Below are 6,421 nucleotides of genomic sequence, written 5' to 3'. Positions count from 1 at the left end.
GATCTGGGGGGATCTCGGGGGGAATCGCGGGGTTTCTGGCATAGGGGAGGGACCGAAGGGGCCCGGTCGACGGACCGGGCCCCTTCGCCGTTGTCCACGGCGGGAGCCGCCCAGGCGCGGGAAGTTGTCCAGGGCGCGGAGAGTTGTCCACAGGCCGGAAGTTGTCCACAGGCCGTCCGCGCTGTCGGTGCCGGGCGGTAGCGTCGGATCATGTCGAGTCCAGCTGTGGCGATGGCGACGCTCGAGGGGGTCCTCGAGCGCATCACGTACGCCAATGAGGAGACCGGGTACACGGTCGCGCGCGTCGACACCGGCCGCGGCGCCGGCGACCTGCTGACCGTCGTCGGCTCACTGCTCGGCGCCCAGGTCGGCGAGAGCCTGCGCATGCGGGGCCGCTGGGGCTCCCACCCGCAGTACGGCAAGCAGTTCACCTGCGAGAACTACACGACGGTGCTGCCCGCCACCATCCAGGGCATCCGCCGCTATCTCGGCTCCGGCCTCATCAAGGGCATCGGCCCCGTGATGGCCGACCGGATCACCACCCACTTCGGCGTCGACACCCTCGACATCATCGAGCGCGAGCCGAAGCGGCTCGTGGAAGTGCCCGGCCTCGGCCCCAAGCGGACCAAGATGATCGCCGCCGCCTGGGAGGAGCAGAAGGCCATCAAGGAAGTGATGGTCTTCCTCCAGGGAGTCGGCGTCTCCACCTCCATCGCCGTGCGCATCTACAAGAAGTACGCCGACGCGTCCATCTCCGTCGTGAAGAACGAGCCCTATCGCCTCGCCGCCGACGTCTGGGGCATCGGCTTCCTCACCGCCGACCGCATCGCCCAGGCCGTCGGCATCCCGCACGACAGCCCCGAACGCGTCAAGGCCGGTCTCCAGTACGCCCTTTCGAACTCCACCGACCAGGGCAACTGCTACCTCCCCGAGGAGCGCCTCATCTCCGACGCGGTGAAGCTGCTCCAGGTCGACACGGGCCTGGTCATCGACTGCCTCACCGAGCTGGCGGGGGAGGAGGAGGGCGTCGTGCGCGAATCCCTCCCCGACCCGGAGGGCGGCGACGACATCACCGCCGTCTATCTGGTCCCCTTCCACCGCGCCGAACTCTCCCTGGCCGGCCAGCTGACGCGCCTCCTGAGGACCCCCGAGGACCGGATGCCCGCCTTCAAGGACGTCGCCTGGGACAAGGCGCTGGCCTGGCTCGCGGACCGCACGGGGGCCACGCTCGCGCCCGAGCAGGAAGCGGCCGTGCGGCTCGCGCTGACCCAGAAGGTCGCCGTCCTGACCGGCGGCCCCGGCTGCGGCAAGTCCTTCACGGTCCGCTCCATCGTCGAGCTGGCCCGCGCCAAGAAGGCCAAGGTCGTCCTCGCCGCCCCCACCGGCCGCGCCGCGAAGCGCCTCGCCGAACTCACCGGCGCGGAGGCCTCCACCGTCCACCGTCTGCTCGAACTGCGGCCCGGGGGTGACGCGGCGTACGACAAGGAGAGGCCGCTCGACGCCGATCTGGTCGTGGTCGACGAGGCCTCCATGCTCGACCTGCTCCTCGCCAACAAGCTGGTGAAGGCCGTCCCGCCCGGCGCCCACCTGCTCTTCGTGGGGGACGTCGACCAGCTGCCCAGCGTCGGCGCGGGCGAGGTGCTGCGGGACATGCTCGGCGCGGAGAGCCCGATCCCCGCCGTCCGCCTCACCCGCATCTTCCGCCAGGCCCAGGAGTCGGGCGTGGTCACCAACGCCCACCGCATCAACTCCGGTGTGCCGCCCCTCACGCAGGGCATGAAGGACTTCTTCCTCTTCGTCGAGGAGGAGACCGAGGACGCGGGCCGCGTCACGGTCGACGTCGCGGCCCACCGCATCCCCCGCAAGTTCGGCCTCGACCCGCGCCGCGACGTCCAGGTCCTCGCCCCCATGCACCGCGGCCCCGCGGGCGCCGGGAACCTCAACGGCCTCCTCCAGCAGGCCATCACCCCCGCCCGCCCCGACCTGCCCGAGAAGCGGTTCGGCGGCCGCGTCTTCCGCGTCGGCGACAAGGTCACCCAGATCCGCAACAACTACGAGAAGGGGCGGAATGGCGTCTTCAACGGCACGGTCGGCGTCGTCACCGCTCTCGACCTCGACGAGCAGCGGCTCACCGTCCTGACCGACGAGGAAGAGGAAGTCCCCTACGACTTCGACGAACTGGACGAGCTGGCGCACGCGTACGCGGTGACGATCCACCGCTCCCAGGGCAGTGAGTACCCGGCCGTGGTGATCCCGGTCACCACGGGCGCGTGGATGATGCTCCAGCGCAATCTGCTCTACACCGCCGTGACACGCGCCAAGAAGCTGGTCGTCCTGGTCGGTTCGCGCAAAGCTCTGGGTCAGGCTGTCCGCACGGTCTCCGCGGGCAGACGCTGTACGGCCCTGGATTTCAGGCTCGCGGGAGGCCGCGGAGCGGGCCCGAAGCGTTTTGATCGATCAAACGAGTCGGAAACGTCACACAGCACTTCCGGAACCGGGGCGAAGGGGGCAGGATGAGCAGGTTGGCGGCACTCAGTGCCGCCAATAGGCCCAATGGTCGACCCCGAGTGCACTCTCCAGGGCCAAATGGGGGATGGTAGAGACAGTCAGGGCACCTCGAAGAAGAGGCACAACGTCGGTGAGGGATGACGTGAGCGACAACTCTGTAGTACTGCGGTACGGCGATGGCGAGTACACCTACCCGGTGATCGATTCGACCGTCGGCGACAAGGGCTTCGACATCGGGAAGCTCCGCACCCAGACCGGTCTTGTGACCCTGGACAGCGGCTATGGCAACACCGCCGCCTATAAATCCGCCATCACCTATCTCGACGGCGAACAGGGCATCCTTCGGTACCGCGGCTACCCGATCGAGCAGCTGGCCGAGCGCTCCACCTTCACCGAGGTGGCGTACCTGCTGATCAACGGCGAGCTGCCGAAGGTCGACGAGCTGGCGAGCTTCAAGAACGAGATCACGCAGCACACCCTGCTGCACGAGGACGTCAAGCGCTTCTACGACGGCTTCCCGCGTGACGCCCACCCGATGGCGATGCTGTCGTCCGTGGTGAGCGCGCTGTCGACGTTCTACCAGGACAGCCACAACCCCTTCGACGAGAAGCAGCGTCACCTCTCGACGATCCGCCTTCTCGCCAAGCTTCCGACGATCGCCGCCTACGCGTACAAGAAGTCGCAGGGCCACCCGGTCGTCTACCCGCGCAACGACCTCGGCTACGTCGAGAACTTCCTGCGCATGACGTTCTCGGTGCCCGCCGCCGAGTACGAGCTGGACCCGGTCGTCGTCGCCGCGCTCGACAAGCTCCTGATCCTGCACGCGGACCACGAGCAGAACTGCTCGACCTCCACCGTGCGTCTGGTCGGCTCCTCGCAGGCGAACATGTTCGCCTCGATCTCGGCCGGCATCTCGGCCCTGTGGGGCCCCCTGCACGGCGGCGCCAACCAGTCGGTCCTGGAGATGCTGGAAGGCATCCAGGCCTCCGGCGGCGACGTCGACTCCTTCATCCGCAAGGTGAAGAACAAGGAAGACGGCGTGAAGCTCATGGGCTTCGGGCACCGCGTCTACAAGAACTTCGACCCCCGGGCGAAGATCATCAAGGCGGCGGCGCACGATGTCCTCTCGGCGCTCGGCAAGTCCGACGAGCTGCTGGACATCGCGCTGAAGCTGGAAGAGCACGCGCTGGCCGACGACTACTTCGTCGAGCGGAAGCTCTACCCCAACGTGGACTTCTACACGGGTCTGATCTACCGGGCCATGGGCTTCCCGACCGAGATGTTCACGGTGCTCTTTGCGCTGGGGCGTCTTCCGGGGTGGATTGCTCAGTGGCACGAGATGATCAAGGAGCCGGGGTCGCGGATCGGGCGTCCGCGTCAGATCTACACCGGTGAGGTTCTTCGGGACTTTGTTCCGGTTGAGGGTCGCTGATCTTTTCTTCGGGAACTGCGGGCCGTCTTTGGGCTGGTCGCGCAGTTCCCCGCGCCCCTTTGGGGCGCTCCTAAAAGCGAGAAGCGCCCCGCCGTCGATCCCCCCACGGGTCGACGGTCGGGGCGCTTCCCTTTTTCCCGGTGCGGATTCCCCCCACGGGATCCGGCCGGGCGTCTGTGGTTGCCCTGCGCTCTGCCGGGACGCGTACGTACGGGAGGGCCGCTCAAAGCTCCCCGGTGCACGTGCCCCGGCAACGCAATTCCAGGGAGCATCCCCCAAGATGTCCCCTGATGTCAGATGACGTCCCCCAAGACATCTACTGGCATCGTCCCATTAGACTCGCGACCCCCCTAGATGGTTACGTTCGGATCACTGTGATCTGCGTCTCTTGCATATGTCTCGTACATGCGCAAGAGCCCCCATATGGGGATCTCGCGGGGCGCGTGAGGATGCTGAGACGGACATGTGAAGGGGTTATGTGAACGTCCGCAGCCGCAGGCTGTTCGTGACCACGAACACCGACGAGAACGCCATCGCGGCTCCCGCGATCATCGGGTTCAGGAGGCCGGCCGCGGCGAGCGGCAGCGCGGCGACGTTGTAGCCGAAGGCCCAGAAGAGGTTGCCCTTGATGGTGGCGAGGGTCTTCCGGGAGAGCCTGATGGCGTCGGCCGCCACCCGCAAGTCCCCGCGCACCAGCGTCAGATCGCTCGCCTCGATCGCCGCGTCCGTACCCGTGCCCATCGCGAGGCCCAGATCGGCGGTGGCGAGGGCCGCCGCGTCGTTCACGCCGTCCCCGACCATCGCCACGACCCGGCCCTCCTCCCGCAACCGCCGTACGACGTCGACCTTCTCCTGCGGAAGGACTTCCGCGTACACGGCGTCCGGGGCGATCCCCACCGCCCGCGCGACCGCGTCGGCGACGGCCTTGTTGTCGCCGGTGAGCAGCATTGGCGTCAGGCCGAGCGCACGCAGCTCCCGCACCGCCTGCGGGCTGGTCTCCTTGATGGCGTCGGCGACCGCGAGCATGCCGCGCGCGACACCGTCCCAGGCGACAAGCACGGCCGTACGCCCCGCCGCCTCCGCCTCGCTCCTCGGCGCGGTCAGCGCGTCCAGGCCCGTGACGCCCGCATCCGCGAGAAACCGCTCGCGTCCCACGAGCACCTCGTGCCCCTCCACTGTGCCGCGCACCCCGGACCCGGCGACGTTCTCGAACCGCTCCGGGGCCGCCAACTCCCCGACGGAGACGCCGAGACGGTCGGCGGCGCCCGCCGCGAGGGCCCGGGCGACGGGGTGCTCGGAGGCGTGCTCCAGGGCGCCCACGAGACGCAGCAACTGCTTCTCGTCCGTGTGCCCGACGGCGTACACGTCCGCCATCTCCATACGGCCTGTCGTCACCGTCCCCGTCTTGTCCAGGACGATCGTGTCGATCCGGCGCGTGGACTCCAGTACCTCGGGGCCCTTGATGAGGATGCCGAGCTGAGCGCCGCGTCCGGTGCCGACCATCAGGGCGGTGGGCGTGGCGAGGCCGAGGGCGCACGGGCAGGCGATGATCAGGACGGCGACGGCGGCGGTGAACGCGGCGGTCGCGTCGCCCGTGGCGCCGAGCCAGCCGCCGAGCGTACCGGCCGCGATGAGCAGGACCACCGGCACGAAGACCCCGGCGATCCGGTCGGCGAGGCGCTGCACCTGGGCCTTGCCGGTCTGCGCGTCCTCCACAAGCCGGGCCATGCGGGCCAGTTGGGTGTCGGCGCCGACCCGGGTCGCCCGTACGACAAGGCGTCCCGAGTCGTTCACGGTCGCCCCGGTGACGGCGTCGCCCAAGCCCACGTCGACCGGCACGGACTCGCCGGTCAGCATCGAGGCGTCCACGGCGGACGCGCCCTCGACGACGGTGCCGTCGGTCGCGACGGTCTCTCCGGGGCGTACGACGAAACGGTCGCCGACGGCGAGGCGGCCGACCGGAATCCGCTCCTCCGTGCCCTCGTGCAGGACGGTGACGTCCTTGGCGCCCAGTTCGAGCAGGGCGCGCAGGGCGGAACCGGCCCGCCGCTTGGAGCGGGCCTCCAGCCAGCGGCCGAGCAGGATGAACGTGATGACACCGGAGGCGACTTCGAGGTAGATCGTCGAGGCGCCGGAGCCGGGGGACGCGGTGAGGTCGAAGCCGTGCCGCATGCCGGGCATTCCGGCGTCCCCGAAGAAGAGCGCCCACAGCGACCAGCCGAACGCGGCGAGCGTGCCGACCGAGACGAGCGTGTCCATGGTCGCGGCGCCGTGCCGGAGATTGGTGAACGCCGCCCGGTGGAAGGGCAGGCCGCCCCAGACGACGACGGGCGCGGCGAGGGTCAGCGAGAGCCACTGCCAGTTGTCGAACTGGAGGGCGGGGACCATCGCGAGCAGCACTACCGGCAGGGACAGCAGGGCGGAGACGGTCAGTCGCCGGCGCAGGATGTCGGGCTCGGTGATGTCCGCGGTGGTCGGGGC

3 protein-coding genes are annotated in these 6,421 nt (G+C 69.2%); 2 read left to right on the top strand and 1 reads right to left on the bottom strand.

The window, feature by feature from the left end; genetic code table 11:
* Window positions 1–231: 231 nt before the first annotated feature.
* Window positions 232–2,517, top strand: a complete 2,286-nt coding sequence (gene recD2 / locus GKQ77_RS25070) for an SF1B family DNA helicase RecD2 (RefSeq protein WP_443728927.1) — start codon at window positions 232–234, stop codon at window positions 2,515–2,517.
* A gap of 133 nt (window positions 2,518–2,650) precedes the next feature.
* Window positions 2,651–3,940, top strand: coding sequence for a citrate synthase (locus tag GKQ77_RS25065; protein ID WP_125512911.1), 1,290 nt, complete (start codon window positions 2,651–2,653; stop codon window positions 3,938–3,940).
* Window positions 3,941–4,414: 474 nt separating this feature from the next.
* Here the strand turns inward: GKQ77_RS25065 and GKQ77_RS25060 are convergent.
* The coding region (locus GKQ77_RS25060) for a copper-translocating P-type ATPase (protein ID WP_219691201.1) at window positions 4,415–6,421 on the bottom strand (2,007 nt) is incomplete at its 5' end.

Origin of the sequence: Streptomyces anatolicus (assembly GCF_019400875.1) — a bacterium.
GTDB classification, from domain to species: domain Bacteria; phylum Actinomycetota; class Actinomycetes; order Streptomycetales; family Streptomycetaceae; genus Streptomyces; species Streptomyces anatolicus.
Note: the sequence above shows the minus strand (reverse complement) of the source record. Positions and strands in the feature narration are given on the sequence as shown.